Annotated in this window: 29 protein-coding genes; 22 read left to right on the top strand and 7 right to left on the bottom strand. The window is 56.6% G+C overall.

Features of this window, described 5'->3' with window-relative positions; translation table 11 throughout:
- The 14 genes from R6U41_RS09505 to R6U41_RS09440 form a co-directional block, all read left to right on the top strand.
- Window positions 1-195, top strand: a 195-nt coding sequence (locus R6U41_RS09505) for a carboxyl transferase domain-containing protein (RefSeq protein ID WP_410269600.1), incomplete at its 5' end; no start/stop codon positions are given.
- A gap of 8 nt (window positions 196-203) precedes the next feature.
- Window positions 204-2,222: an acetyl/propionyl/methylcrotonyl-CoA carboxylase subunit alpha gene (locus tag R6U41_RS09500; protein ID WP_410269599.1), complete on the top strand. Its 2,019-nt coding sequence runs from the start codon at window positions 204-206 to the stop codon at window positions 2,220-2,222.
- 273 nt (window positions 2,223-2,495) lie between these two features.
- Window positions 2,496-3,875, top strand: a complete 1,380-nt coding sequence (locus tag R6U41_RS09495; RefSeq protein ID WP_410269598.1) for a sigma-54 interaction domain-containing protein — start codon at window positions 2,496-2,498, stop codon at window positions 3,873-3,875.
- Between the two features lie 172 nt (window positions 3,876-4,047).
- A complete protein-coding gene (locus tag R6U41_RS09490) occupies window positions 4,048-4,434 on the top strand; it encodes a NifB/NifX family molybdenum-iron cluster-binding protein (RefSeq protein ID WP_410269597.1) in 387 nt (128 codons plus the stop codon).
- The gene (locus R6U41_RS09485; RefSeq protein ID WP_410269596.1) at window positions 4,431-4,793 is read left to right on the top strand and encodes a NifB/NifX family molybdenum-iron cluster-binding protein; all 363 of its coding nucleotides are present in this window, start codon (window positions 4,431-4,433) and stop codon (window positions 4,791-4,793) included. The genes R6U41_RS09490 and R6U41_RS09485 overlap by 4 nt, the downstream gene beginning before the upstream one ends.
- A 27-nt stretch (window positions 4,794-4,820) precedes the next feature.
- Complete coding sequence (locus R6U41_RS09480; RefSeq protein WP_410269595.1) at window positions 4,821-5,189, top strand: NifB/NifX family molybdenum-iron cluster-binding protein; 369 nt, start codon at window positions 4,821-4,823, stop codon at window positions 5,187-5,189.
- Window positions 5,190-5,206: 17 nt separating this feature from the next.
- Window positions 5,207-6,055, top strand: a complete 849-nt coding sequence (locus R6U41_RS09475; RefSeq protein ID WP_181552169.1) for a P-loop NTPase — start codon at window positions 5,207-5,209, stop codon at window positions 6,053-6,055.
- A complete protein-coding gene (locus tag R6U41_RS09470) occupies window positions 6,052-6,915 on the top strand; it encodes an ATP-binding protein (protein WP_410269594.1) in 864 nt (287 codons plus the stop codon). The genes R6U41_RS09475 and R6U41_RS09470 overlap by 4 nt, the downstream gene beginning before the upstream one ends.
- A 221-nt stretch (window positions 6,916-7,136) precedes the next feature.
- Window positions 7,137-8,033, top strand: a complete 897-nt coding sequence (locus tag R6U41_RS09465; RefSeq protein ID WP_410269593.1) for a DMT family transporter — start codon at window positions 7,137-7,139, stop codon at window positions 8,031-8,033.
- Window positions 8,034-8,131: 98 nt separating this feature from the next.
- Window positions 8,132-9,256, top strand: coding sequence for a branched-chain amino acid ABC transporter substrate-binding protein (locus R6U41_RS09460; protein ID WP_410269592.1), 1,125 nt, complete (start codon window positions 8,132-8,134; stop codon window positions 9,254-9,256).
- Between the two features lie 7 nt (window positions 9,257-9,263).
- Window positions 9,264-10,169, top strand: coding sequence for a branched-chain amino acid ABC transporter permease (locus tag R6U41_RS09455; protein ID WP_410269591.1), 906 nt, complete (start codon window positions 9,264-9,266; stop codon window positions 10,167-10,169).
- Entirely contained in the window at window positions 10,166-11,146 is a 981-nt protein-coding gene (locus R6U41_RS09450) for a branched-chain amino acid ABC transporter permease (protein ID WP_410269590.1), read from the top strand. The genes R6U41_RS09455 and R6U41_RS09450 overlap by 4 nt, the downstream gene beginning before the upstream one ends.
- Complete coding sequence (locus R6U41_RS09445) at window positions 11,143-11,913, top strand: ABC transporter ATP-binding protein (protein WP_410269589.1); 771 nt, start codon at window positions 11,143-11,145, stop codon at window positions 11,911-11,913. The genes R6U41_RS09450 and R6U41_RS09445 overlap by 4 nt, the downstream gene beginning before the upstream one ends.
- 20 nt (window positions 11,914-11,933) lie before the next feature.
- Window positions 11,934-12,647: an ABC transporter ATP-binding protein gene (locus tag R6U41_RS09440; RefSeq protein ID WP_410269588.1), complete on the top strand. Its 714-nt coding sequence runs from the start codon at window positions 11,934-11,936 to the stop codon at window positions 12,645-12,647.
- A 9-nt stretch (window positions 12,648-12,656) separates the two neighbouring features.
- Here the strand turns inward: R6U41_RS09440 and R6U41_RS09435 are convergent, their stop codons facing one another.
- From R6U41_RS09435 to R6U41_RS09420, 4 genes are all read right to left on the bottom strand, one after another.
- Complete coding sequence (locus tag R6U41_RS09435; protein WP_410269587.1) at window positions 12,657-13,046, bottom strand: hypothetical protein; 390 nt, start codon at window positions 13,044-13,046, stop codon at window positions 12,657-12,659.
- Window positions 13,047-13,309: 263 nt separating this feature from the next.
- Window positions 13,310-14,404 (bottom strand): patatin-like phospholipase family protein, encoded by a 1,095-nt coding sequence (locus R6U41_RS09430; RefSeq protein ID WP_410269586.1) that lies wholly within the window; start codon window positions 14,402-14,404, stop codon window positions 13,310-13,312.
- Between the two features lies 1 nt (window position 14,405).
- Complete coding sequence (locus R6U41_RS09425) at window positions 14,406-15,233, bottom strand: GGDEF domain-containing protein (protein WP_410269585.1); 828 nt, start codon at window positions 15,231-15,233, stop codon at window positions 14,406-14,408.
- 62 nt (window positions 15,234-15,295) lie between these two features.
- Complete coding sequence (locus R6U41_RS09420) at window positions 15,296-16,015, bottom strand: DNA alkylation repair protein (protein WP_410269584.1); 720 nt, start codon at window positions 16,013-16,015, stop codon at window positions 15,296-15,298.
- Window positions 16,016-16,247: 232 nt separating this feature from the next.
- On the opposite strand from R6U41_RS09420, the gene R6U41_RS09415 reads away from it, so the two are divergent.
- From R6U41_RS09415 to R6U41_RS09390, 6 genes are all read left to right on the top strand, one after another.
- The gene (locus tag R6U41_RS09415; protein ID WP_410269583.1) at window positions 16,248-17,570 is read left to right on the top strand and encodes a (Fe-S)-binding protein; all 1,323 of its coding nucleotides are present in this window, start codon (window positions 16,248-16,250) and stop codon (window positions 17,568-17,570) included.
- Window positions 17,571-17,603: 33 nt separating this feature from the next.
- Window positions 17,604-17,975: a hypothetical protein gene (locus tag R6U41_RS09410; RefSeq protein WP_410269582.1), complete on the top strand. Its 372-nt coding sequence runs from the start codon at window positions 17,604-17,606 to the stop codon at window positions 17,973-17,975.
- Window positions 17,976-18,048: 73 nt separating this feature from the next.
- A complete protein-coding gene (locus R6U41_RS09405; protein ID WP_410269581.1) occupies window positions 18,049-18,390 on the top strand; it encodes a hypothetical protein in 342 nt (113 codons plus the stop codon).
- A 28-nt stretch (window positions 18,391-18,418) separates the two neighbouring features.
- A complete protein-coding gene (mtnA, locus tag R6U41_RS09400; protein ID WP_410269580.1) occupies window positions 18,419-19,510 on the top strand; it encodes an S-methyl-5-thioribose-1-phosphate isomerase in 1,092 nt (363 codons plus the stop codon).
- A 124-nt stretch (window positions 19,511-19,634) separates the two neighbouring features.
- Window positions 19,635-20,123: an Lrp/AsnC family transcriptional regulator gene (locus R6U41_RS09395; protein ID WP_410269579.1), complete on the top strand. Its 489-nt coding sequence runs from the start codon at window positions 19,635-19,637 to the stop codon at window positions 20,121-20,123.
- Between the two features lie 24 nt (window positions 20,124-20,147).
- Window positions 20,148-21,479 carry a B12-binding domain-containing radical SAM protein gene (locus R6U41_RS09390; RefSeq protein WP_410269578.1) on the top strand — a complete coding sequence of 444 codons (1,332 nt, stop codon included), beginning with the start codon at window positions 20,148-20,150 and terminating at the stop codon, window positions 21,477-21,479.
- A gap of 12 nt (window positions 21,480-21,491) precedes the next feature.
- Here R6U41_RS09390 and tkt read toward each other — a convergent pair whose 3' ends face one another.
- Both tkt and R6U41_RS09380 read right to left on the bottom strand, forming a co-directional pair.
- Window positions 21,492-23,516, bottom strand: coding sequence for a transketolase (gene tkt / locus R6U41_RS09385; RefSeq protein ID WP_410269577.1), 2,025 nt, complete (start codon window positions 23,514-23,516; stop codon window positions 21,492-21,494).
- A 71-nt stretch (window positions 23,517-23,587) separates the two neighbouring features.
- The gene (locus R6U41_RS09380) at window positions 23,588-24,457 is read right to left on the bottom strand and encodes a radical SAM protein (RefSeq protein WP_410269576.1); all 870 of its coding nucleotides are present in this window, start codon (window positions 24,455-24,457) and stop codon (window positions 23,588-23,590) included.
- Window positions 24,458-24,718: 261 nt separating this feature from the next.
- Between R6U41_RS09380 and R6U41_RS09375 the strand changes: the two genes are divergently transcribed.
- The gene (locus R6U41_RS09375; protein ID WP_410269575.1) at window positions 24,719-25,510 is read left to right on the top strand and encodes a sulfotransferase family 2 domain-containing protein; all 792 of its coding nucleotides are present in this window, start codon (window positions 24,719-24,721) and stop codon (window positions 25,508-25,510) included.
- A gap of 54 nt (window positions 25,511-25,564) precedes the next feature.
- Complete coding sequence (gene queF, locus R6U41_RS09370) at window positions 25,565-25,963, top strand: preQ(1) synthase (protein ID WP_410269574.1); 399 nt, start codon at window positions 25,565-25,567, stop codon at window positions 25,961-25,963.
- Here queF and R6U41_RS09365 read toward each other — a convergent pair.
- Window positions 25,941-26,195: hypothetical protein (locus tag R6U41_RS09365; protein ID WP_410269573.1), on the bottom strand; the 255-nt coding region annotated here is incomplete at its 5' end. The genes queF and R6U41_RS09365 overlap by 23 nt on opposite strands.

The raw sequence follows: 26,195 nt of genomic DNA, 5'->3' as shown, positions 1-26,195 counted from the left end.
GAGGCCGTGCTGAACGAAAAAATGGCCGATTACCGCAGGCGGTTTGCCAATCCCTTTCTGGCGGCCCGGCGCGGATATATTGACGATGTGATTTTTCCGCGGGAGACCCGCCATCAGCTGATCCGTACCCTGCAGTTTCTGGAAGGCAAAACAGTGGAAAAACCTGACCGAAAACACGGAAACATCCCCTTGTGAGGCCGCAGATGTTGAAAAAAATCCTGATTGCCAACCGCGGCGAAATCGCGGTTCGCATTTTAAGAACCTGCAAGAAGCTCGGAATTGCCACTGTAGCGGTTTACTCGGAGCCCGACATGCGCAGCCTGCATGCCCTGGAAGCCGATGAGGCCGTGTTTCTCGGCGGCAGCACCGCCGCGGAATCCTATCTGGACATGGGAAAAATCCTGGGCGTTGCACAAGAAAAACAATGCGATGCCATCCACCCCGGATACGGATTTTTATCTGAAAACCCGAAATTCGCCCGCATGGCCGAGGATGTCGGGATCACCTTTGTGGGCCCTTCGGCGGCAGCCATCGAGAAGATGGGCGACAAGGTGTCATCCAGACACATTGCGGAAAAAGCCGGGGTCCCGGTTATTCCCGGCGGCACAGAACCCCTGGCCGATTTTGCCGCGGCCTGCCGGGCCGCCGAAGAAACCGGCTACCCCCTGATCCTCAAGCCCGCAGGCGGCGGGGGCGGCAAGGGCATGCGCATTGTGGAACAAAAAGATGCCCTGGAATCGGCCTGGAATGCCAGCCGGGCAGAGGCCCAAAAAGCCTTTGGCGATGACCGGATTTTCATTGAGCGCTACATTTCCCGGCCCCGTCACATCGAAATCCAGGTCATTGCCGACGGGTTTGGAAACGCCCTATACCTGGGAGAACGGGAGTGCTCCATTCAGCGCCGCTACCAAAAGGTCATCGAAGAGGCGCCGGCCCCGGGTGTGGACGCGGCCCTGCGGGAAAAAATGGGGGCGGTGGCCTGCAGCCTGGTCCACCAGGCCGGCTACACCAATGCGGGCACCGTGGAATTTGTCATGGATGCCCAGGGCGAATTTTTCTTTCTGGAGATGAACACCCGCCTGCAGGTGGAGCACCCGGTCACGGAAATGGTCACCGGCCTGGATCTCGTGGAAATGCAGCTCGATATTGCCGCCGGAAAGCCCCTGAAGGTGGCCCAGAAAGACCTGCAGATCAAGGGCTGGGCCATTGAGGCCCGGATTTGCGCCGAGGACCCGGACAAGGCCTTTTTCCCGGCCACGGGTCTGGTGACACGGTATGCCGAGCCCCGGGGCCGGCACGTGCGCGTGGACAGCGGGATTCATGCCGGAAGCCTGATCAGCGTGTTCTACGACTCCCTGCTGGCCAAGATCATCTGCTGGGGCAAGACCCGGGAGCAGGCCAGAACGCGCCTGATCGGCGCATTAAACGGCTATCACATCGAGGGCGTGACCACAAACGTCGATTTTGTCAACCGGATTCTCAATCTCAAGGCCTTTTCCGACGGAAAGCTCACCACTGACTTCATCCCAGAGCACTTTAACGGCGCCGAGGCAAAGGAGCCGCCGCCCCGAGAGCATCTCCGGCGTCTGGCCATGGCCGTAACCCTGATCTTTCACTGCAGAAACACATTGATGCGCGAATCATTAAAGCCCATGGTCTCGCCCATCGGCACCAGCATCCCGCCCCGGGATCAGCACGAATACCGGGTCAAGTGCGGGGATGACGTCTTTGAGGTCAGGCTGCGGCTCAATTCCGCGGAAAACAACTGGACCTTTTCCATCAACGGCCGGGACTACGACGTGACCCACCCGCCCCTGGAATTTTACCGCCGGCGCCTGAAGCTGACCATAAACGGCCTGGTTCACCGGTTTATCATCCGGTTTGCCGGAAACTTCATCGCCGGATCCTACTGCGGGGTCAACCGGATTTTCGAAATCTACACGCCCCGGGAATGGGAACTGGCCACGCACATGCCCAGCCCGATCAAGCGGGTCTCTGAAAATGTCATCCGGTGCCCCATGCCGGGCCAGGTGGTCGAAGTCCGGGTCAAGCCGGGCGAACGGGTCTACAAGGGCCAGGAGGTGGCCATCCTGGAATCCATGAAAATGGAAAGCGGCGTGGCCTCGCCCAGAGACGGCATTGTCGACGAGGTCCGGGTAAAAAAACAGCAGACCGTGGAATCCGGCGACATTTTGGTCACATTTGCCAAAGAACCGGCCTAAAAAAATCTCCTCACAATTCTGCCCCAAGCCCCCTGCCGGGGCGCGGAACACAACCGCGTCCCCGGCCATTTTTTTCCTTTTGCTGACTTTCTCAGCCGGTTGCTTGCACTTTTTTAAAAATTAAGGGTTGCATTTTTGAAAATTATGAGCATATTCTCATATACCAAATGAGACAATGCTCATTTAAGAGAAATTTTTCAAATCGACCCAAGGCACTGGTATCCGATGATGACTGCAGCCAAAACACTTTATTCTCAGATTCATACAAAAAATATGGATACGGAAACAACACGTCAGATTTCCCCGGAATCCGCGGCAGCCATCCTTGACAGCATTTCTGACGGGGTGTTTACCATTGATGAAAACTGGCGGATCTCGGAATTTAACCGGGCCGCGGAGGAAATTACCGGGATCCCCCGACAGGAGGCCATTGGCAAACCCTGCCATGAAGTGTTTCGCGCCAGCATGTGCGAGGTGGACTGCGCCATGAAGCGCACTCTGAAAACCGGAGAACCGGAAGTCAACCGTTCCGGATTCATCGTGGATGCAGAGGGCTCCCGCATTCCTGTCAGTGTTTCCACGGCCCTGCTAAGGGATAGCTCGGGCAAAATCATCGGAGGCGCGGAGACCTTCCGGGATCTGAGCCTGGTCGAGGCGCTGCGCAAGGAACTTTCCGGCAGATACCAGCTTGGTGACATGGTGAGCCGGAGCCCGGACATGCAGCAGATATTTGAACTTGCAGCCCAGGTGGCGGCATCCACGAGCACGGTTCTGCTCCGCGGCGAGACCGGGACCGGCAAGGAGTTGCTGGCCCGTGCCGTCCACGGACTGAGCCCGAGAAACAAGGGGCCTTTTATGGCGGTTAACTGCGGGGCCCTGCCGGATACGCTGCTGGAGTCGGAACTGTTCGGATACAAGGCCGGCGCGTTTACGGGCGCCAACCAGGACAAGCCCGGCCGGTTTGCCCGGGCCCACGGGGGCACGCTTTTTCTTGATGAAATCGGCGATATCAGCCCGGCCCTCCAGGTGCGCCTGCTGCGGGTGCTGCAGGAAAAACAGGTGGAGCCCCTGGGCGGCACCGCACCCATAGACGTGGATGTGCGGGTGATTGCCGCCACCCACCGGGACCTGGAAAAAATGGTGGAAGCCGGAGAGTTCCGTCAGGACCTGTTTTACCGGATCAACGTGATCAAAATCGACATTCCGCCGCTGCGAAAACGCAAGGAAGACATCCCGCTGCTGGTGAATCACTTTATCGAGCGGTTCAACCGGATTCAGGCCAAGGCCGTCAAAGGCGTGACCGGCGAAGCCATGGCCCTGCTCATGACCCATGATTACCCGGGAAACGTCCGGGAGCTGGAAAACCGTATCGAGCATGCATTCGTGCTATGCGAAAACGGATGGATCGAACCCCGGCACCTGCCGGAGAGCGGAGGCGGAATCAAATCCTCGGGCAGCACGGCAGCAAACTTCCAGGATGCGGTCAATGCCTTCGAGGCTCAGCTGATCCGGGAAGCCATGCGGGAAAACGGGTACAACAGGCTGAAAACGGCGCGCAGTTTGGGGATTCACAAAACAACCCTGTTTCGGAAAATGAAATCCCTGGGCATTGAATTTCCCGAATACGACGGGCGCAATCGAATAGCGGAATAAATTGCAAAACTGCAACACCGCAATTGAATACAAACGCACGACTGCAGTTCAAAAGGGGTCCGGAGTTATCCGCAGCAATGGATAACAAACCGGACTAACGAACTATTTTATCAACCGGCGCAAATGGCATGCATTATGCTTCAGTCTCCAAAAGACTGGAGGTGAAACGGCAATGAAGGTTGCCCTGGCAGTATGGAACGGCAGAATATCCCCGGTATTTGATGTTTCCCGGCAATTGCAGATCATGGATGTGGAAGATGGCCGGGTGATCAATTGCGTTACCGTGCATTTTGCAAACGATCACCCCGTGCACAAGGTGCAGCGGCTGCTTGATATGGAAGTTGACATCCTGCTCTGCGGGGCGGTTTCCCGTCAAATGGCCGCCATCCTGGATTCTTACGGAATCCGGCGGCAGGATTTCATTGCCGGCGATATTCGGGAGGTTGTTGATGCCTATATCCGGGGCGCCCTTCCCAGTGCCGAGATGAGCATGCCGGGTTGCTTTTCCGGGCGCAACCGGAGACGCGCCAAAAACCGAAAAGGAAAGAGACAAAAATGAAAATCGCGGTTTCTGCAACAGGCAACACACTGGACTCAGATCTGGACGCACGGTTTGGCCGCGCGGCCTGCTTTATTGTCGTGGATCCGGAAGACCTGTCTTTCGAGGTGGTCGAAAACACCCAGAATCTCAATGCAGCCCAGGGCGCCGGCATTCAGGCAGCCAAAACCGTTGCCGACCAGGGCGTCGACGCAGTGCTGACGGGCAATTGCGGACCAAAGGCGTATGCCGTTTTGGACCAGGCCAAAATTCCCGTTATCACGGGCCTTTCTGGCAGTGTCAAGGAAGCGGTTGAACAATACAAAAAAGGCGGGCTTGCCGCTGCAGCGGGGCCCAATGTCAACGGCCACTGGATGTAACCAACACAACAAGCAAGGAGAATGTATATGAAATTTGCCATTCCTCTGGCAAACGGCAAACTTACGGCGCACTTCGGCCATGCTCAGGAATTTGCACTCATTGCAGTGGAAAACAATCAGGTGCAGGACAAGCAGGTCCTGGTACCGCCCCCGCATGAACCGGGCGTACTGCCCAAATGGCTGGCCGACCAGCAAGTGGATGTAGTGCTTGCCGGCGGCATGGGCGGAAAGGCCATTGATCTGTTTTCCAGGGCCGGCATCCGTGTGGTTACCGGTGCCCCGGTGGACGAACCCGAGGTCTTGGTGGCCCAATATCTCAACAGTTGCCTGGAGACAGGAGACAATGCATGCTCCGGCGGTGGCGGCGAAAAAGAAGGCCACCAGTGCCGGCATTGAAAACAAAGGATTTACCCATGATTATCAGCGTGGCAAGCGGCAAGGGCGGAACCGGCAAGACAACCGTGGCAACCAGCCTCGCCCTGGCCATCGGCAATTCAGCACAATTAATGGACTGTGACGTGGAAGCGCCCAACGCGCACCTGTTTCTCAAACCCGTACTGGAGCCGGAAGAAAGTGTGTTTATGCCGGTGCCCGTGGTGGATGAGGACAAGTGTACCATGTGCGGGCTGTGCGCGGAGATCTGCCAGTTCAACGCCATTATCACCATTGCCGATACCGTAATGACATTTCCCGAACTATGCCACGGATGCGGGGGATGTCAGGCAGTGTGCCCGGCAGGGGCGATCGGGGAAGGCAAAAGAACCATTGGCATTATCGAGCATGGCCGTTGCAATGACCTGGAGTTTGTCCACGGACGTCTCCGCATCGGCGAAGCCATGGCACCTCCCTTAATCCGGCAGATCCGTTCCCGCATCAAACCGGAGAAAACAGCCGTCATCGACGCCCCGCCGGGTACTTCCTGCCCGGTCATCGCTGCCGTCCAGAACACCGATTTTGTTGTCCTGGTCACCGAGCCCACACCCTTTGGGTTAAACGACCTGCAGCTGGCCGTGGAAACCATGAAAATTCTTGAAATTCCCTGCGGCGTGATCATCAACCGCTCGGATATCGGAGACGACCGGGTGGCAGATTACGCAGCCGCCGAAAACCTCCCGGTTTTAATGGAGATCCCCTATGAACGGGGCATTGCAGAGGCCTATTCCCGGGGCGAACCCCTGGTGGAAAGTTTTCCGCAATGGCGGCAGCGGTTTGCCACGCTCTATGAAAAAATTTGCCAACTTGCGACCGGGAGGGAACAATGAAGGAACTGGTGGTCATCAGCGGAAAAGGCGGCAGCGGGAAGACCAGCATCGCAGCGGCTTTGTCCCAGCTGGCCCGAAAGCCCGTGCTCTGCGACGCAGACGTGGATGCAGCTGATCTGCACCTGATCCTGTCACCGAAGATCAGGGAAACCCAGGAATTTATGGCCGGACATACGGCATCCATCGTCAAAGAGCGGTGCACCGAATGCGGCAAATGCCTGGAATTGTGCCGGTTTAATGCCATAAGCGCGGATTTTGTCGTGGATCCGGTATCCTGTGAGGGCTGCGGGGTCTGCTATTATTTCTGCGACGACAAGGCCATTGATTTTCCGGAAAACCATTCCGGCAACTGGTACATATCCGACACCCGCTACGGCACCATGGTCCACGCGCGCCTGGGCATTGCCGAGGAAAATTCCGGCAAGCTGGTCAGCCTGGTGCGCAAAAAGGCAGCCCAGATTGCCGAAACAGAAAGCCGTGAATTGGTGCTCACAGATGGACCGCCCGGAATGGGCTGTCCGGTTATTGCCGCCATCGGCGGGGCAGCCGGGGTATTGATTGTCACCGAACCCAGCCTGTCGGGCCGCCATGACATGCAGCGGGTGGTGGAACTGGCCCGTCACTTTTCCGTGCCGGCAATGCTCTGTATCAACAAGTATGATTTAAACGAATCCATTTCCCGGGAAATCCGGCAATATGCCAAAGACAATCAAGTGCCCTGCGTAGGGCAGATCCCCTTTGATCCGGCCATGACCAAATCCATGGTCCAGGCCCGGACCCTGTTTGAATATGACGACAAGGCCCCGGCCTGCCAGGCCGTGCGCGAAGTCTGGGAGGAAGTGGGCAAACACATGGCGTAAAAAAACCGGGTCAAAGGTTGGGGCTTTGTATTTCTGCCGGGAACAGGCATTTGAAAAATGCTTGTTCCCGGTTTTTGTTTTCTGTAAAAAGCCTTTTACGTCGGTTCATGTTTGTCAGAAGACAAGCCTGTGGCCGGGGTCAGTTTTTTCGCTCCTGACCATTTATACGGATCCTGATGCGCATCATACCCGAATTTACTTATTTTGCTCAAGGAAATAGATTGCCTCTCAACCGCCAGCAAAAAGCTTATGTCTATGCCGGGGCCACGATTTTGCTGTGGTCCACGGTGGCCTCTGCGTTCAAGCTGTCTTTGCGTCATCTCCACCCCCTGCAGCTGCTGTTGTGGGCTGATGTGTTCTCCATTTTGTGTTTGGGGACCGTGCTGGGATTTTCCGGCAGATTCCGCCTGCTGGCGACATACTCAAAAAACGACCTTATGCGGGCCGCCGGCCTCGGCGCGCTGAACCCGTTTTTATACTACGTGATCCTGTTTGCCGCCTATGACCTGCTGCCGGCCCAGGAGGCCCAGCCCCTGAACTACACATGGGCCATCACCCTGTCGCTTCTGGCCATCCCCCTGCTCAAACAACCCATCGGCGCCCGCGAATTGGCGGCCATTTTCATCAGCTATTTCGGTGTGGTCATCATCTTCACCCGGGGCGATCCCCTGGCAATGCAGTTTTCCAGCGGCCCGGGCGTGGTCCTGGCCCTGGGCAGCACCGTGGTCTGGGCCCTGTACTGGATCTACAGCACCCGGGACCACCATGACCCGGTGGCCGGGCTTTTTTTGAATTTCGTTTTTGCCCTGCCCCTTATCCTGGTGACCTGTACTATTTTTTCCGATCCCCGGCCGGCTTCGGTTCCCGGACTGATCGGAGCGGCATATGTGGGCGTATTTGAGATGGGCATTACCTTTGTGCTTTGGTTAACCGCCCTGAAATTAACCAAAAGCACCTCCCGGATCAGCACCCTTATCTTTTTTTCGCCGTTTCTTTCCCTGGTCTTTATCCACCTGCTGGTGGGTGAAATGATCCGAGTATCCACGGTTGCCGGTCTGGCGCTGATAGTGGCCGGCAGCTTGCTGCAGCGGACATCTTCGCTGAAAAGCACTCATTGATATTGACTACCGGACCCGGGTTCGGTATGAACAGCTATTGCAGTTTTATGACCCAATGATAAAAAAAATAGACCCATTGACAAAAGGAGAAACGGGAGATGAAAAAATTGCTGTTTTTACTGCTGGCCGGCATTGTGGCCGCAACAGCTGCTCCGGCGCTGGCCCAGGACCCCATCAAAATCGGACTCATGTGCCCCCTGACCGGCTCCTGGGCAGCCGAAGGCAAGGACATGAAACAAATCGTGGAACTGCTGGCCGACGAGGTCAACAACCAGGGCGGCCTGCTGGGAAAACAGGTGAAGGTGGTCATCGGTGATGACGGCGGCGATCCGCGCACTGCCGCCATGGCCGCCCAGCGCATGGCCACCCGGGACGTAGTCGCTGTGGTCGGCACCTATGGATCATCGATTACCGAAGCCTCCCAAAACATTTACGCCTCGGCCAACATCATCCAGGTGGCAAACGGATCCACTGCCGTACGCCTGACGGAAAAGGGCCTGCCTTATTTTTTCCGCACCTGCCCGCGCGATGACGAACAGGGCCGGGTGGCGGTCAAAACCCTGCTGGATGAAGGTTATGAAAACATCGCCATTCTCCATGACAACACCACCTACGCCAAGGGCCTGGCAGACGAGGCCAAAAAACTGCTGGATGAAAAAAATGTCAACATTGTGTTCTTTGACGCCCTCACTCCGGGCGAACAGGATTACGGTACCATTTTGAGCAAAATGAAAACCAAGGATCCGGACGTGGTCTTTTTTACCGGTTATTACCCGGAAGCCGGGCTCATGCTTCGCCAGAAAATGGAAAAAGGCTGGGATGTACCCTTTATTGGCGGTGATGCCACAAACAACCCGGATCTTGTCAAGATTGCGGGCAACAAGGCGGCTGAAGGCTTCCGTTTTCTGTCGCCCCCCGTACCCGACGATTTGCCCACCAAGGAGGCCCGGGAATTTCTGGATGCCTATGAAGCCAGATACCAAAGTACCCCGGGTTCTATCTGGGCAGTACTGGCCGGCGACGGATTCCGGGTGATCGTTGAGGCTATCAAACAGACCCAAAGCACAGATACCCAGAAAATGGCCGATTACCTGCACGATAAAATGGAAGGCTTTTCCGGCCTGACCGGCGATATTGCTTTTAACGAAAAAGGCGACCGCATCGGCGATGTCTACCGGGTCTACCGGGTGGACGCCGACGGCAACTTCGTGCTCATGGAGTAACCCGGAAGTGGAGCAATTTTTCACACAGCTGACAAACGGGTTGGCCGTGGGCGGCATATACGCCCTGATTGCCCTGGGCTATACCATGGTCTACGGGGTGTTAAAGCTCATTAATTTCGCCCACGGCGACCTGTTTACCATCGGTGCCTACCTCGGCCTGACCCTACTCACCTCCCTGGCACTGACCGAGCACATCGGGGGTATCGCCGGGGTTCTTTTGCTGGCGGTAATGGCCATGGGGCTTGTGGGCATCATCGGCATTCTGCTGGACCGGGCTGCATACAAGCCCCTTCGCACATCCCCGCGCCTGTCTGCGGTAGTGTCGGCCCTGGGCGCCTCCATTGTGCTTTCAAACACCATAATGCTGGTCTATGGTCCCTCCACCCGGGTTTATCCCCAGGGACTGCTGCCCGGCCAGGTTTTCTACATTTTCGGCCTGCCTGTGCCGGTGATGCGCTTTGTGATTCTGGGTGCATCCGTTGTCCTGATGATCGGGCTCTACGTGTTTATCCAGCGTACCAAAATCGGCACAGCCATACGGGCCGCTGCCATTGACCAGGATGCGGCCCGGCTAATGGGCATTAACGTTGACCGGGTGATCATGCTGGTATTTTTCATCGGCCCGGCCCTGGGCGGGGCTGCCGGCGTGATGGTGGGGCTTTACTACGGTCAGATCAAGTTCACCATGGGATGGATCTACGGCTTAAAAGCCTTTACCGCGGCCATTCTCGGCGGCATCGGAAACATTCCCGGCGCCATGGTGGGCGGCCTGCTCCTGGGGGTGATCGAGGCGCTCGGCGCCACCTATATTTCCATGGCATGGAAGGACGCCATTGCCTTTTTCGTACTGATCCTGATTTTAATCGTCCGGCCCACGGGCCTACTGGGTGAACGGGTGGCGGAGAAAATATGAAACCTGCGGCCGGCCGAATCAAAAAAGCCGCATACGCGGCCATCATCCTACTGTGGCTGATCGCCCCGCTGTTTATCGGCAAATACTGGACCGACGTGTTAAACAACGTGGCCATCTATGCCCTGCTGGGCCTGTCATTAAACATTATCCTGGGCTACGGGGGCATGTTTCACATGGGGCATGCCGCCTTTTACGCCATTGGCGCATACACCACCGCCATTGTCAACACCGCATGGGGGGTGCCGGTTTTGTGGCTCATGCCCCTTGCCGGACTGGCCGCCGGGTTTTTCGCCCTGGTGGTGGCCCGCCCCATAATCCATCTGCGGGGCGATTACCTGCTGATTGTCACCATCGGCATGGTGGAAATCGTGCGCATTGCCCTGATCAACAACGTATTTGGCATCACCGGCGGAGCCAACGGAATTTTCGGGATCTCCAATCCCACGGTTTTCGGGTTTCAAATCAACGGGATCGTGGCCCCGGCCCATTATTTTTACCTGGTCACCGCTTTTCTGGCCGTCACCATCGTGTTGTTCTATCTGCTGGAAAATTCTCGATTCGGCCGGGCCCTGAAATTTTTGTGCTCTGATGAAGTGGCCGCCGAAGGCTCGGGCATCAACACCGCGGGGTACAAACTGGCCGCGTTTGTCATTGGCGCGTTCTGGGCCGGCATGACCGGCACCCTGTATGCCTCTAAGATGGGATTTATCTCGCCGGAGTCCTTTTCCTTCTGGGAATCGGTGGTGATGTTTATGATCGTGATCCTTGGCGGTTCCGGCAATATTGCCGGCGTATTGCTGGGCGCGGCACTGATCATCGGACTGCCGGAAATTTTCCAGGGCCTTCAACAATACCGCCTGCTGATCTTCGGCCTGGCTTTGATGATCATGATGATTTTCCGGCCCCAGGGCATTCTCCCGCCCAAACCCCGAAGCTATCCCATTGACAAGCTGGAAAAAAATAAGGTGTCACTGTGAGCCTGCTTCAGGTGGACAATCTCACCAAGCGATTCGGCGGGCTGCTGGCGGTTAACAGTGTCAGCTTTGCAGTTCCCCGGGGGGCGGTATTCGGGCTCATCGGACCCAACGGCGCCGGCAAGACCACTGTGTTTAACCTGATTACCGGCAACTATAAGCCCAACAGCGGCTCGATTTCCTTTGACAGCCGGGACATTACGGGCCGGCCCACCCACTGGATCGTTGCCGCGGGCATTGCCCGGACATTTCAAACCATCCGGCTGTTTGCCAACATGGCAGTGGTTGAAAACGTGCTGGCCGGATGCCACTGCCGGATGCGCTCCGGGCCGGTGGCCTCCATGCTCCGGCTGCCGAGCCAGCACAAAGAAGAACGCCAAGCCATGGCCAAGTCCATGGCAGAATTGGAATTCGTTGGGCTTTCTGACCAAGCCGAAAACCTGGGGCGCAACCTTTCCTACGGCAACCAGCGGCTGCTGGAAATCGCCCGGGCCCTTGCCTCGGATCCGAAGCTGATAATACTGGACGAACCGGCCGGCGGCATGAACGAGCTGGAAACCGCCGCCCTGGTTTCCCTGATTGCTCGCATTCAGGCCCGGGGCATCACCGTGCTTTTGATCGAGCACGACATGAGCCTGGTGATGAAGGCATGCGAGTACCTGGTGGTACTGGAATACGGCAAAAAAATCGCCGAGGGTCTGCCCGGGGAAATCAAGAAAAACCCCCTGGTGATCGAAGCCTACCTGGGCAGCGATGACGAAGACTTTTAAATCAATCGGCAAGGGACCTTATGCTGGAAGTCAACAACCTGCATGTCTCCTATGGTAACGTGCAAGTCCTCCACGGCATTGAGCTTTCCGTGAACCAGGGGGAAATCGTCACGCTTCTGGGAGCCAACGGGGCAGGCAAATCCACCACTTTAAATACCATCTGCGGGCTGGTGCGTCCCACTGCCGGAGAAATCCATTTTGACGGCGAACCCATCCACAAACTGCCCGCATTTAAAATCGTGACCAGAAAAATCACCCAGGCCCCGGAGGGCCGCCGGATATTCGTCACGCTCACGGTTCAGGAAAACCTTGATCTGGGAGCGTTTACTTCCAGGAATCAACAGCGGGTCAAAAAGAGTCTGGAATGGATCCTGGAACTGTTTCCGCGGCTGGCCGAACGCCGGGACCAGCTGGCCGGCACCCTTTCGGGCGGGGAGCAGCAGATGCTGGCCATCGGCCGGGCTCTGATGTCCAATCCGAGGCTCCTGCTGCTCGACGAACCCAGTCTGGGACTGGCACCGGTGCTGGTTCGCCAGATTTTTAAAACCATCCGCCAGATCAACGAGGCCGGGGTCACAGTGGTGCTGGTGGAGCAAAACGCCCGCATCGCCCTGAAACTGGCGTCCAGGGGCTATGTCATGGAAGTGGGCCATATTGTCATGGCCGATTCCGCCGCAGGCCTGCTGGAAAACCCCGATGTGGTGCAGGCCTATCTGGGTGCCGCAGACCTGTGATCAATCGGTTCACCGGGCGATCTTGATGGCTGCGGCCGCAACAACCCCCCAAATCCAGTTGAAAAACAGCACAAATACCGGTGTCAGGGTGCCCAGCGCCATGCCCCCCATGCCCTTTCCCGCATCCGGAAAAATCACCAGCAGCTGAACAATGGTGGGCAGCAGGCTCAGCAGGCTGCCCTTTAACACCAGGTTGGACCGAAACAGGGGAAGAACAAAAACCAAGCCCCATATCCCGCCCCAGACAATGCGGCCGTAGAGCCACTGGGCGCTCAGTGCCGGGGCAATGGCCACCCCGGCGGCTCTTGTGATTCCAATATCCCCGAAAAACCACACCACAAGGCTGTTTGCCACAGCCCCGATGCAGCCTGCGGTAAAATATATAAACAGATTTTTCATTTTTGCTTCCTCATTGACTGTAGCGATTTTTTATGCTGCTTGGCATTTTTGCAGGAAGGAAGCCCTGCGGCCGGGGTCAGTTTTTCCGCTCCTGACCGTTTTTGCGAATTCATCAAATGCCTTTGGTTAAAATTTACAAACTCGCCCTGCCTTCCTCAAACAGTTTGAAATTTTCCCGCAAAAACGCTCAATGTCGCTTACAAACCGACCCCGCCCTTGGACTTCCTTAGAAGTCTGATTTTGGATTTACGGCGCCATCAAATCTAACGTCGATACAAATCCGAAATGGGACGCAAACGATTTCCGATACGGCCGGTTTCCACGGTTTCCATGAAATCCTCGGCCAGGTGGCGGCCATGGTCAACCACCTGGCGCCAGCAATCCATTCGCTTGTCATCCTGTCGGGCAAAAGTGTAAAAATCGTTTCTGTCGGCAATTTTGCCCATGGGCAGCCGGCTGACAAAATCCGCAGATGGAGCGATCATCAAGACATTGTCCATGAGGGAAAAATCAGGCCTGCGCCAGAACACCTGCTTGTCGAGCCACCCGGGCACAAGTTTTTCGGCATAATGGGGAAACAAAACGATTCCTTCACCCCCCGGCGGCTGAAGATCAATATTGAGATGATAGTCCAGAATCCCGCCGTCGCGGTACATGCCCGCCGGAGCGCCGGGAATGTTTTTTATGCCGGACATGAGCATGGGAATCGAACCCGAGGCCATCAGGGCCGCCTTGAGATTGTTTTTGTCCAGGGCCACCCGGCGGATGGGAAATCCGTTCATGCTGTAAAAGGGCGGGCGCTGACGGGAATCATAAAACAGGGTCCGCTCGAAAAACAATCCCAGCGCCCTGCGGGATACGGCATTGACCGCAGCCGCAAGCCCCAGTCCCGGTATCAGACGGGATTTGCGGTCCGTGCCGGTCATCTTCCGGCACCGCACCGCCAGGATACTGAGCCGGAATGCGGGATTGGACAAAATCTGCTCCGGGCCGTGCCGGCCCAGCAATTCGTCCAGGATGCGTTCGAGTTCCGCATCGATGATTTCCGGCGGGGGGCTGTCCGGATAAACCTGCTGCATGTAGGCTTTTTCAAACCGTGCAATGGCCTCCACGGGATCTTTCTGGCAGGCGGCGGCAAAGCGCCAGGCCCCGATGGAGGCGCCCACAAGAAAAAGCGGCGCTTTGCGGGCGGCCAGCCAGTTGCCGAATATGGCCCGGTCCAGCCGATTTAAGACCAGCCACTTGGGCCCGCCCGCAGCGCCGGCCATGACCTGCACATCTTCGGCAGACAGGCCGCAGCGCCGGATCTTTTCATATGCTTTTTTTCCGGCCCAGAAAGTCAGGGGCTGTTTTATCATTTTAGTTGCTTTCAGTCCGGTCATACATGGTGCAAACCTGGTTCTTACCGCGCTTTTTGGCTTCATCCAGGGCCAGATCCCCCATGCGCATCAGCTCGTTTAAATCCGAGTAAGCATCCTGTCTGGCCGCAACCCCGATGCTGACCGTCAAATCCGGGTTCCTGCCAAAGTTCTGCATCCGGATACCGGCCACGGCCCGGCGCAGGCGTTCGGCCGCAGCACAAGCCGCTTCCAGGTCCGTGCGGGGAAGAATAACCGCAAACTCCTCGCCGCCCATACGCCCGGCCAGATCATTTTCCCGGATGGTGTTGCGAATCTCATCGGCCACCGCCTTTAACACCAGGTCCCCAGTTTCGTGGCCCAGTGCATCATTGACGCCCTTGAAATGGTCCACATCAATAATCAAAAGCGAAACCGGCGTGCCGTAGCGGCCGGCCTGTGCCACATCTCGCTGGGCCTGGCGGAGAAAGGCCCGGCGGTTGGAGATTCCGGTCAAGTCATCAGCAGTTGCCAGTTTATCGAGCTGCCCCTGAAAACGGTTGATCACCAGGGCATTGATCACGAGCACCAGAGCCGTCACCAGCAGGCTGATCAACAGGTTCCGGTAAAGGCGGTATCTCAGCGTCCGGACTGTTGTATCCGTGTTTTGTCCAGCCGGCGCTTGCTGGGGACTGTCGATGGAGATCCGTGCCGAAGACGCACGGTCCGCACTGTTTTCCAGACAGGCCTTGCTCGTATAATAGCCCGACAGGCAAACGAATAAAAACCCTGCCAAAAGAATCAGGCCGAGGAAACTGTTGAGTCTGGTTTTAATGCTTAGATGCGGCAATGCCTGCTCCGTTGTATTTCATGTAAACAATCCCGCGAATCAACCCTTTATCCCATCCGGCTTCAGACAAGACCTTTGAGATAGTTTTGCCGCTTTTCCTCCGGAAATTTTTCAATGGCATACCGCAGCATGGTACGGGGCATTTCCCGGTAATGGGATTTTAAAAACGTCTCTTCCACGGCCATGTCCCGTTTGCCGATTTCCCGCAGCATCCAGCCCACAGCCTTTTGAATCAGATCCTCATTGTCGTTAAGAAGGATTTTGGCTATTGCCAGGGTATCGGTGAAATCGTTTTCCCGGATATAGGGCCAGGTGGCAATCATGGATATGCGCCGCTCCCACAGCAGATCCGAGGCCGCCAGTTCATAAAGGGGCCAGCGGCTGCGCTCCCGCAAATATGCCCCGGGTATCTGTCCGGCCGAAGCATCCACAAGATCCCAACTGTTGATGTGTTCCGTGTGGGCCATGTAAAGATTGTAAATGGCAGTACGGTCCTCAAGGGAACCCTTGGCAAACTGCCGGATCAAAATCAACAACGCCAGCATCCGGGCCTCATGATACGGAGTGCGCAGCAGACGGCCCACATCGTGGATATGAATGGTGCGATGTTTTCCGGCAAGTTTACGCAGTTGAGGCACCCGGATTCCCAGAAACCGGTCTTGCTCACCGTATTGCCCCCTTGCCGTCTTGAAAAACCGCTGAAGCCCTGCAGCGGATTCCGGGTCTGCAAGGGAATGCAACTCTGCCATCAGGGCAGACGCATCTGCGGGTTGGTCACTCATGGTCAAACACTTTCGGCTGCGGTTTGTTTCAAATTTTCTGCATACCTTTTTCCGCCCAAAAAATCAACCGGTTGTTGATTACTCCGGCAAAATTGTTGACTTCTGCTAAAAATACTTGACATCCGAAACCAGGGTCCCCTATTTTGAGCATAGTCCCAGTTACAAAAATACTTTTTCAGCAACCATTTTATGAGGCCCTGGCAACGAGGACCAAAAAGGAGGCTTTGCGGATATGGCAGACGAACCCATCAAACTTGGCGGCGCCAAGAAAAGCATCTTCATGGACAAGGTCAAGCAGATCCTGCCCGAGGAGGGCAACCTGGATCTGTGCCTGACCTGCGGTGCATGCGCTTCAGGATGCCCGGCCACCGGTCTGGAAGGACTTGATCCCAGAAAGTTTCTCCGCATGGCGGCACTGGGCATGGACGAGGAGATCCAAAGCACGCCGTGGGTATGGATGTGCACCATGTGCCAGCGGTGCATCTACGTATGCCCCATGAAAATCAACATCCCCCAGCTCGTTTATCATGCACGGGCAAGCTGGCCAAGGGACCAGCGGCCCAAGGGAATTCTGGGCTCCTGCGACCTGGCCCTGAAGGTGGATACCTGCAGTGCCATGGGCGCAACAGGAGAGGATTTCGAATTTGTGGTCGAGGACGTGCTCGAGGAGTACAAGGAAGCCCAGCCGGAATTTGCCGACATGGAAGCGCCCATTGACAAGCAGGGCGCGGAATTCTTCTTAAACCAGAACTCCCGGGAACCGGTCACCGAACCCGACGAGATGGTCCCCCTCTGGAAGATCCTTCACCTTGCGGGCGTAAGCTGGACCTACGGCTCCAAGGGCTGGGGCGGGGAGAACTACTGCATGTTTCTGGCCGATGACGACGCCTGGAAGCACATCATCCAGACATCCACGGACAAGGCCCATGAACTGGGGTGCAAGACGTTTCTCAATACCGAATGAGGGCACGTCACATTCGCAGTCCGGGCCGGACTGCAAAAGTTCAACATCGAGCACCAGTTTGAAGTCAAAAACATCTACGAATACTATGCCAAATGGATTCGCGAGGGCAAACTCAAGGTCAATTCCGACTGGAACAAGGACCTGAAGGTCAAGTTCACCATACAGGACCCCTGCCAGATCGTTCGCAAAAGCTACGGCGATGCCATTGCCGATGATCTGCGCTACGTGGTCAAATCCTGCGTTGGAGAGGAAAACGTCATTGACATGACCCCCAACCACTCCAACAACTACTGCTGCGGGGGCGGCGGCGGTTTTCTCCAGTCGGGATACAAGGACGCCCGCCTGGAATTCGGCAAAATCAAGGACGACCAGATCCAGGCCACCAAGGCGGACTACTGCATTGCCGGCTGCCATAACTGCCATGCCCAGATCCATGAACTCAGCGAACATTACGGCGGCCATTACGGGGTGGTCCACCTTTGGACCATCATCTGTCTGTCGCTGGGGATTCTCGGGCCCAATGAAAGAACCTATCTCAACGATGATTTAAAAGAGGTCAACGTGTTTCACCCGGAGACAGCCATGATGTAAGGGCCCGCGCATTGCACAACAAGGGGCAATGAAATGAATGACAAAACACTGCCCGGCATAGAGGAACTGCGGCGGCGGCGGAAACAGTCGCTGGAAAAAACAGAGAAAGCCGTAGCCGCCCGCCCTGAACAGTACCGGCAGATCAAGCGCCTGGTCGAGGATGTCCTGGCCCGGCCGGTGGAAATTTCCGAATACTACCGGATTGCCAGGGATCTGAGCCGGTTGCTGGAGCAGTTAAACGCCTCGGCTCCCGGGTCTTTGTTTGCCTATTACCATGAAAACATTGCCCCGGAACGCAAAGGCGATGTCCGTTATTTCAAAATGATGTGCACGGACTTGAGAAACCAGATTCATCAACTGGATCAGTTTCGCCGGAGCCGGCACAATCTCAGGATCGTGCAGTAAAATTTCTTTGGTAAAAAAAACACCCGGGCAACAGGGCTTGCAAACCCTGCCCGGGTGTTTTATGCTTGGGGCCATGAAAAAAACAAGAAAAAAGCCCAAGCACAAAAAGGAAAACGCCATTGGCCTGGCCTGGTATACCCGGCAGCAGTGGGATATCCTCAAGCAAGTGGCCGATGATGCCGAAAACCTGGCACCAACATTTTCCCGGTGGGAGAGCAATGCGGAAAACGCGGCCAGAATGCTGCGTCAGTCCGGCTATGCGGTTGAAATCGTGGACGTGGATGTCACCGAGCTTCTCCAGTGGTGCAAATCCAACAACCGACCTTTGGACGGAGAGGCCAGAAGCGACTTTGTGGAAGAAAAAATCCAGGACAGCCGCTTTGCCCGCAGGCCCGGATCCAAAGACCGGACATAATATTAAAAAAAAACAGAAATACAAATCCATGAGCCATTTGCAAAAAAACCCGGCCCGTCCTATCTGGGAGGATCCGGATACTGGAAAAATTTACATCATTGACCAGAGACAACTGCCGCAGCAGATGGTTGTATCCGAACTGGCAAGCGTGGATGACGTGATTTTTGCCATCTGCGAAATGATGGTCCGGGGTGCGCCTTTAATCGGGGTCAGCGGGGCCTACGGGGTTTACCTGGCCTTTGCCGCCAATGCATCAGACCCGGATGAAGCCGCCCGGCAGGCCCGGCGCATCCGCCGGGCCCGGCCCACAGCCGTCAACCTGGCCTGGGCCGTGGATCAGACCCTTGAAAAAGCCCTGACCGCAGACAAGCCAGACTGCGCAGAAGCCGCCCGGCACCATGCCGCGGCCATTGCCGAACAGGAGGCGGAGAACTCCCGTTTGATCGGAGAACACGGCCTACCGCTGATTGCCGAAATTGCGGCAAAAAAACCCGGGCAGCCGATCAATATCCTGACCCACTGCAATGCCGGCTGGCTGGCCTGCATTGCCCACGGCACGGCCACGGCCCCGATATACGAAGCCCACAGGCAGGGCATCAACGTGCACGTGTGGGTGGATGAAACCCGGCCCTTAAACCAGGGGGCCCGGCTCACGGCATGGGAACTGGGTGCCGCGGGTGTGGCCCACACGGTGATCACCGACAATGCCGGGGGACACCTGATGCAAAAGGGGCTTGTGGACCTGGTGATCGTGGGCACAGACCGCACCACGTATACCGGGGATGTGGCCAACAAGATCGGCACCTATTTAAAGGCCCTGGCCGCCCGGGACAACGGCATTGCCTTTTATGTGGCCCTTCCCTCGTCCACCTTTGACTGGCAGATCCGCGACGGCGTGGGAGAAATTCCCATTGAACTGCGCGACCCCGACGAGGTACGCTATATGCCCGGGGTGGAAAAAACCAAAGCGCACCTGCTGCTGCCCGAAGACAGCCAAGCGGCCAATTACGCCTTTGACGTAACCCCGGCGCACCTCGTCACAGGCTTTATCACCGAAAAGGGGGTGTGTCCGGCCCAAGAAACCGCCATCAAGACCCTTTTTCAAAAACACAGCCCATGACTGTTTCGTAAAAAGTAAGTTTTTAGATGGTGCCGTAAAAAGCTTTTTACGGTGCCATCAGCCCATAGCCGAAAAATCATAAAACCCTTGACTTGCCAGGCTCCAGCCGGTTAGGTAAAAGCCCATGCTAAACGATCTGGAAAAAAAAGTGGTGGCCGCCATCCAGGGAGATATCCCGGTATCGGCCCGGCCGTACCGGGATATTGCCGAACGCATTGGTTCAGACGAAGAAACCGTTCTCTCTGTTTTGGACAATCTGCACCAGCGGGGGCTGATCCGGCGTTTCGGGGCCACCCTTCGCCACCAGAAATCCGGTTTTACGGCCAATGCCATGGTGGCTTGGCAGGTGGCGGAAAGCCGGGTGGATGCGGTGGGCGAAAAAATGGCCCAAAACCCGGCCGTGTCCCACTGCTACCGGCGCAATGCCCATGAAAAATGGCCATACAACCTCTACACCATGATCCATGCCAATGACCGCGAAACCTGTCATGACCTGGCAGCCAAACTTTCCGAGCAGACCGGGGTCACCGACTACACCCTTTTGTTTTCCGACCGGGAACTGAAAAAAACATCCATGGTTTATTTTGAAGATGAACTGGATACGGAAGAATAATTTGCCCCAAACCCCCTGGCTTCCATGACCGCCGGCCCCCACATCCTTTGCATCAATCCCTGGATTCATGATTTTGCAGCCTATGATTTCTGGGCCCGGCCCCTGGGTTTGCTTTACCTCGCCGGCCTGCTGCGCAATCACGGATGCCGGGTCACCTTTATCGACTGCCTGGACCGGTTCCATCCCCGGCATCCTCAAACTGACCCGGCAGCCAGATGCGGCCGGGGTCCGTACCGCAAAACCCCCATTGTCAAACCCGAACCCCTGGCTGACGTGCCCAGGCGTTATTGCCGCTACGGGGCCGATCCCGAATGGATCACCGCGGATCTCAGGGCTGCGGGGCAGCCGGACATTGTTCTGGTCACTTCCCTGATGGCCTACTGGTACCCGGGGGTGGCCGAAACCATTGCCGCGGTCAGATCGGTGTACCCGCAGGTGCCGGTGGTGCTCGGCGGAGTGTATGCGACCCTGTACCCGGCGCATGCGGCCCGGGCCACAGGAGCGGACAGGGTCATCTGCGGCCACGGGGAACAGGCGGTTTTTGACGCGCTGGAAGCTTACACCGGCTGGTGCATCGGGCCAAAGACGGATCTTGAAAACATCAATGCCCTACCCCGGGCCGCCCTGGACCTGCAGCGCCGCCTGCCCTTTGTACCGGTACGCACATCCCGGGGATGTCCGTTTTCATGTGATTACTGCGCAAGCAGCCTGATTGAGCCGCGCCAGGACAAGCGCAACCCCGCGGACGTGGTCGCTGAAATCCGGTCATGGCACAAGTGGTGCGGGGTCAGGGACGTTGTGTTCTATGATGACGCCCTGCTGGTCAATGCTGAAAAACATGCGGACATCATTTTTGACATGCTTGCAGGATCGGGCATGGATCTGCGCCTGCACACGCCCAACGCCCTGCATGTGCGAAACATCACGGCAAAAACCGCAAAGCTCATGCATGCCGCAGGCATGCAGACCTTGCGCCTGGGCGTGGAGACAACCGATTTTGAAAAAAGGGGAATGGACCACAAGGTGGGGGCGGAGGAATTTTTCCGGGCTGCGGCATATCTCAGGGAGGCGGGGTTTTCGGAAAAACAAATGGGCGCCTACCTGCTGGCCGGCCTGCCAAACCAGGATCCCGGAGAGGTGGAAGTCTCCATTGACGGGGTCAAGGCCGCGGGCATCACCCCGGTCATTGCCTGGTATTCCCCCATTTGGGGCACGAAAATGTGGGATGCGGCTTGCGCCGCATCCCGTTATGACCTGGCCGCAGATCCGGTGCTGACCAACAACGCGGTCATGCCCTGCCTGCCGGCATTTTCATGGGACCTGGCCGCGCGGTTCAAGGACCGTATTCGGAACTGATCAGAAATTCAATCAATCCAGTAGTTCCAGGGCCTTTTCCACCACATTGCCCGCGGTAAAGCCGTACTCGGCCATGATCCGGCCGCCCTTGCCCGAGGCGCCGAAATCATCCACGCTGATCACTGACCCGCGGGTGCCTGTATACTTGTGCCAGCCCTGGCTGATCCCGGCCTCCACTGCCAGGCGCACCGGCACATCCGGGGACAGGACTTGGTTTTTGTAATCCGCGGGCATCTGCTCGAAACGCTCCATACAGGGCATGCTCACCACCCGGGCCTGCTTGCCCTTTTCCGCCAGGATCTGCTGGGCCTCAACTGCCAGGGACACTTCCGAACCGCTGGCCAGAATCAATATATCCGGGCTGCCCTGGGCATCGGAAATCACGTAGGCGCCGTTTTGCAGGCCTGCAGCCGGGGCGAGCCTGTTTCTGTCAAACACGGGCAGTCCCTGGCGGCTCAGAATCAGGGCCGTGGGGTGATTTGCAGCGGAAATCGCCATTTTCCAGGCTTCAGCGGTTTCATTGGCGTCAGCCGGGCGGACCACGAAAAGCTGCGGGATGGCCCGCAGGGCCGCCAGGTGCTCCACCGGCTGGTGGGTGGGGCCGTCTTCGCCCACGGCCAGGCTGTCGTGGGTAAACACGTAGACGGCCGGCACGTTCATAAGGGCGGCCAGGCGCACGGCCGGGCGCATGTAGTCGGAAAACACCAGAAAGGTGCCGCCAAAGGGCCGCACACCGCCGTGAAGCCACATGCCGTTGACAATGGCGCCCATGACATGCTCGCGCACGCCGAATCGGATGTTGCGGCCGTCATATGACCCCTTGCCGAAATCGCCCTCGCCGTTGATCAGGGTCTTGTTGGAGGGGGCCAGATCCGCGGATCCCCCCAGCAGCTCGGGCATTTTCCCGGCAATGGCGTTTAGCACCGCACCCGAGGCTTTGCGCGTTGCCACGGATCCGTCTTGCGGGGCAAATACCGGAATATCGGCATCCCAGCCCTGTGCGGGCGTCCTGTTCATGCGGCGGGTAAATTCCCCTGCCAATTCCGGAAACGCTTTCTGGTATGCGGCAAACTGCTGGTTCCAGTCGGATTCGGCCTGCTGACCCTTTTCAATGCACTGGCGCATATGGGCCTGTGCCGTATCCGGCACGCAGAACAGGCTGTCTGCCGGGCATCCCAGAAACTGCTTGGTCAGCCGCACTTCCTCTTCACCCAGGGGCGCGCCGTGGGCGTCTGCAGAGCCCTGCTTGTTGGGACTGCCATATGCGATATGGGTGCGCATGACCACCATGGAGGGCCGGTTGGTATCTGCCCGGCCTTCCTGCACAGCCCGGCGGATCTGTTCCACATCGTTTCCGTCAGCCACTTCCAGCACCTGCCATCCGCAGGCGGAAAAGCGCCGGCTCACATCCTCGGTAAAGGTAATATCCGTGCTGCCCTCAATGGAAATCTGGTTGTCGTCATAGATGCAGATCAGTTTTGAAAGCCCCAGGTGGCCCGCAAGGGATGCGGCTTCCTGGGAAATGCCTTCCATCAGATCGCCGTCTCCGCACAGGACATAGGTGTAATGGTCCACGATTTCATGGCCCGGCCGGTTAAACACCGCAGCCATGTGGCTTTCGGCCATGGCAAAGCCCACTGCGCTGGCAATGCCCTGGCCCAGTGGACCGGTGGTGATCTCCACGCCCGGGGTGTGACCGGCTTCCGGGTGACCCGGGGTCCGGCTTCCGTACTGGCGGAAATTCTTTAAATCATCTATGCTCACATCATAGCCGCACAAATGCAGCACAGCATAAAGCATCATGGAAGCGTGGCCCGCAGACAGGACAAACCTGTCCCGGTCCGGCCAGGCGGGATTTTGGGGATTGTGTGCCATGAAATGCCGCCACAGCACGTAAGCGGCCGGGGCCATGCCCAAAGGCGCGCCGGGATGTCCGGATGCGGCCTTTTCAATGGCATCCATGGACAGGGCCCGGATGGTGTTGATGCTGGCCAGTTCGGTGTCTTCAAGGTTTCCGGCCGGATCTGGCTTTTTCATGAGCTACTCCTTTTGGCTGTCAGTTCCAGTTTGAACAATATTTGCCGGGGCCGGCCTGTGGCCCCTTTTGTTTACAGGGCCCTTAAAAACTCGGGACGAAGGGCGACTTTGCCTGCCAGGGCGTCATCGATCATGCGCAGGGTCTTGTCCTTTTCCTCCGGCAGTTTGGCCCGGATGGGCAGATAATTGGATGCGTGGTTGGCATGAAAAAGCCCGCCGGACAAATCTGTGGCAGCCAGCATGGTTCGAAGCTCAGCCAGCATTTCCGCAGAGCCCGGCAGCTCAAAACGACCGGCCTCATAATCCTGGTGCAGGGGCGTGCCCGGAATCAGCATCAAGGAAAGGGCGCCCACATAATCCGGATCCATGGCAGACAGCACCCGGCCGGTTTCCTCGGCATGCACCCGGGAGCGCTCCCGCCCGGCCAGGCCCAGCAGTACGGTCACAGACAACTTGATGCCCGCATCCTTGATCTTGCGGCCCATTTCAATCATCTTCTTTGAACCCGCGCCCTTGTTGACGGCCTTTAAGGTCTGGTCATCACCGCTTTCAAGCCCGAGGTAGACAATGCCCAGGCCATGGTCCCGCAGTTCTTCAAGTTCTTCCGGACTTTTCATGGATATGCCCTTGGCATTGGCATACAGGCCAACCCGTTTGACCCAGGGCAACTGCTTTTCAATTTCCCGGAAATACTTGATCAGCCGCTTCCGGGGAACGATTAAGGCATCCCCGTCGCAGATAAACACCCGGTCCTGCCGCTTGAAGTGCTTGGCGGCGTAGGCGATATCAGCCATGATGGTTTCATCCGGCTTGATCTTGAACCGCTCGGACTTGTAGGTGCCGCAAAAGGTGCACTTGTTGTGGGAGCATCCCACAGTGACCTGCAGCAGAATGCTGTCTGCCTCGCTGGGCGGACGAATAACCATGCCTTCATAATGCATAACAAAAACTCCTTTAAAAGACTTTCAATCAACGGCCGCAGCCGAAAATGATTTTTTTTCGCAACACTGTAAAAGAGATAATATAATTATAAATCAGGATAAATAAAGGCTTTTGGCCTGTTCTTTTATCCAGTCTGCGGATCAATTGCAACCCTTTTTCATTGCACCGGGGCCCCTGGCAGCCAACCGCCGGGTTTACATACAAATCAACTTCTGTTAAACAGCATTAATCTCTTCTTCAGTTCGCCGAAAAGGTATAACATGATGATTTCAAAATATATAAGCCGCAAGGCAAACCAGTGGCAAAACCTGCGCAACCGCCGCTGGGTCCTGATCATCGAAGATCTCAGGGTGGGCTACATTCCCATTTACAAGGTGGCCTCCACCTCTCTTCGCAACCTTTTCTGCCGCCGCCAGGCAAAGCACATCCTGCCGGACCGGGCCGGCAAGAAACTGTCTGTGGCGGAAAAACGGCAGGTGGAAAACTGCATACGAAAGTCCGTGAGTGTCAGACAAACCCGCCGTCTCAGGCGGCGCTATTTTTTGTTCGCCTTTGTGCGAAACCCCGTGACCCGGCTTTATTCCTGTTATTTAGACAAGGTGGTGCGCGCCGGCCGGCATGGAAAGCAAAATGCCATGCAGCACTACGGCATAAGACATGACATGGATTTTGAAAGTTTTGTCAAACACATTGCCCGGATCCCGGATGCGGATTCCGACCGGCATTTCAGAAGCCAGCACTTTCAGATCTATCACCATGGCCGGTGTCTGGTGGATTTTGTGGGCAATTTTGAAAACATGGGCGCGCACTGGCAGATTCTTTCCGAAAAAACCGGACTTGAAAAACCGCCCGGCAGCTACCGGCATACAGGGGCCGGAAACCGGTTGAAAAAACTTCCCCTGAGCCTGGAAGCCGCCGAACTCATCAGCCGGCGCTACAGCAAAGATATTGATATTCTCGGCTACCGGCAGGAAATTGATCAGTGGCTGTCCTGGAAGGCGAAACAGGCATCAGAAGAAAATGAAATTGACAAGGCAGAGCCGATGCATTAAGCATGGCATCAAAACTGCGATTTTGCCGCAGTCTCAAAAAATACCGGATGTCTCATGGACAAAACAGAAAAAAAACATAAAAACATGCCGCTTTCGCCGAATACCATTGAAACCGGGATGCTCGAGCCCATCGAATATACCTACGGCAGCCGGCGCGACATTGAAATCGTCATTGACCAGCCCGAGTACACGGCGGTCTGCCCTAGAACCGGCCTGCCGGATTTCGGATGCATCACCATCTCCTATGTGCCCTCCGGCCATATCATTGAGCTCAAATCCCTGAAATACTACCTGCTCCAATACAGAAACGTTGGCATCTTCTATGAAAACGCGGTCAACCGAATTCTCGATGATCTGGCGGCCGTGCTCGCCCCCCGGCAGATGACCGTAACCGGGCAGTTCACCGCCCGGGGCGGAATTTCCACCACTGTCACGGTCCGCCACCCGAACTGAGTTGCCCATGTCCTTTATCTGAAAAATAAAACGAGCGCTCGTTTTTTATTGACAGGCCCGGCCCGCGGATGTAAAAAAGCACAAAAACCCAAGCAAAAAGGCCCGCACCCGAGCCATGCCGCACCTGCCCAACACGCCCATGCCAGCGGAAGACTTTGACGATTTCCGCCAAATGACCCTCTTGTCCATGGAGGAGATTTGCAAGGATATTTTCAAGGAAAACCAGCACCGC

The organism is Desulfosalsimonas sp., from assembly GCF_046483245.1.
Lineage (GTDB): Bacteria > Desulfobacterota > Desulfobacteria > Desulfobacterales > Desulfosalsimonadaceae > Desulfosalsimonas.
Note: the sequence above shows the minus strand (reverse complement) of the source record. Positions and strands in the feature narration are given on the sequence as shown.

Bases quoted from the DNA above. Each gene is read 5' to 3' on its own strand.
- R6U41_RS09495 (WP_410269598.1), top strand. From the start codon at position 2,496: ATGGATACGGAAACAACACGTCAGATTTCCCCGGAATCCGCGGCAGCC.
- R6U41_RS09485 (WP_410269596.1), top strand. From the start codon at position 4,431: ATGAAAATCGCGGTTTCTGCAACAGGCAACACACTGGACTCAGATCTG.
- R6U41_RS09375 (WP_410269575.1), top strand. From the start codon at position 24,719: ATGATGATTTCAAAATATATAAGCCGCAAGGCAAACCAGTGGCAAAAC.
- R6U41_RS09490 (WP_410269597.1), top strand. From the start codon at position 4,048: ATGAAGGTTGCCCTGGCAGTATGGAACGGCAGAATATCCCCGGTATTT.
- R6U41_RS09395 (WP_410269579.1), top strand. From the start codon at position 19,635: ATGCTAAACGATCTGGAAAAAAAAGTGGTGGCCGCCATCCAGGGAGAT.
- R6U41_RS09405 (WP_410269581.1), top strand. From the start codon at position 18,049: ATGAAAAAAACAAGAAAAAAGCCCAAGCACAAAAAGGAAAACGCCATT.
- R6U41_RS09435 (WP_410269587.1), bottom strand. From the start codon at position 13,046: ATGAAAAATCTGTTTATATATTTTACCGCAGGCTGCATCGGGGCTGTG.
- R6U41_RS09500 (WP_410269599.1), top strand. From the start codon at position 204: ATGTTGAAAAAAATCCTGATTGCCAACCGCGGCGAAATCGCGGTTCGC.
- R6U41_RS09380 (WP_410269576.1), bottom strand. From the start codon at position 24,457: ATGCATTATGAAGGCATGGTTATTCGTCCGCCCAGCGAGGCAGACAGC.
- R6U41_RS09470 (WP_410269594.1), top strand. From the start codon at position 6,052: ATGAAGGAACTGGTGGTCATCAGCGGAAAAGGCGGCAGCGGGAAGACC.
- R6U41_RS09430 (WP_410269586.1), bottom strand. From the start codon at position 14,404: ATGATAAAACAGCCCCTGACTTTCTGGGCCGGAAAAAAAGCATATGAA.
- R6U41_RS09475 (WP_181552169.1), top strand. From the start codon at position 5,207: ATGATTATCAGCGTGGCAAGCGGCAAGGGCGGAACCGGCAAGACAACC.
- tkt (WP_410269577.1), bottom strand. From the start codon at position 23,516: ATGAAAAAGCCAGATCCGGCCGGAAACCTTGAAGACACCGAACTGGCC.
- mtnA (WP_410269580.1), top strand. From the start codon at position 18,419: ATGAGCCATTTGCAAAAAAACCCGGCCCGTCCTATCTGGGAGGATCCG.
- queF (WP_410269574.1), top strand. From the start codon at position 25,565: ATGGACAAAACAGAAAAAAAACATAAAAACATGCCGCTTTCGCCGAAT.
- R6U41_RS09420 (WP_410269584.1), bottom strand. From the start codon at position 16,015: ATGAGTGACCAACCCGCAGATGCGTCTGCCCTGATGGCAGAGTTGCAT.
- R6U41_RS09450 (WP_410269590.1), top strand. From the start codon at position 10,166: ATGAAACCTGCGGCCGGCCGAATCAAAAAAGCCGCATACGCGGCCATC.
- R6U41_RS09460 (WP_410269592.1), top strand. From the start codon at position 8,132: ATGAAAAAATTGCTGTTTTTACTGCTGGCCGGCATTGTGGCCGCAACA.
- R6U41_RS09440 (WP_410269588.1), top strand. From the start codon at position 11,934: ATGCTGGAAGTCAACAACCTGCATGTCTCCTATGGTAACGTGCAAGTC.
- R6U41_RS09480 (WP_410269595.1), top strand. From the start codon at position 4,821: ATGAAATTTGCCATTCCTCTGGCAAACGGCAAACTTACGGCGCACTTC.
- R6U41_RS09410 (WP_410269582.1), top strand. From the start codon at position 17,604: ATGAATGACAAAACACTGCCCGGCATAGAGGAACTGCGGCGGCGGCGG.
- R6U41_RS09390 (WP_410269578.1), top strand. From the start codon at position 20,148: ATGACCGCCGGCCCCCACATCCTTTGCATCAATCCCTGGATTCATGAT.